Origin of the sequence: Bacillus sp. SIMBA_008 (assembly GCF_046535495.1) — a bacterium.
Classification (GTDB): domain Bacteria; phylum Bacillota; class Bacilli; order Bacillales; family Bacillaceae; genus Bacillus; species Bacillus subtilis.
This window is the reverse complement of record NZ_JAWRWL010000864.1, coordinates 1-254: the sequence shown is the minus strand read 5'-3', so window position 1 is coordinate 254 and position 254 is coordinate 1. Positions and strand designations below refer to the sequence as shown.

Annotated in this window: 1 protein-coding gene; it reads right to left on the bottom strand. The window is 36.2% G+C overall.

The window, feature by feature from the left end; genetic code table 11:
- The coding region (locus SB658_RS25805; protein ID WP_410603318.1) for a UvrB/UvrC motif-containing protein at positions 1-254 on the bottom strand (254 nt) is incomplete at both ends.

Below are 254 nucleotides of genomic sequence, written 5' to 3'. Positions count from 1 at the left end.
GATTTTCAAGACCTCGAATATTATCCCTTACTTCAGCAGCTTTCTCAAACTCCTCTTTCTGTACGTATTGTTTCAGAATGAGTTTTAGTTCATCTAATTCTTTCTTTAAGTGAAGATTTCCTTCTATACGTTCCGGAATTTTTCCACAATGATCTGTATGTCCACCGTGCAGACGTTTTAATAATGGCTTTAAATGTTCCTTAAATGTATCGTAACAAGAAGCACATCCAAACCGTCCCACCTTTGTAAATTGC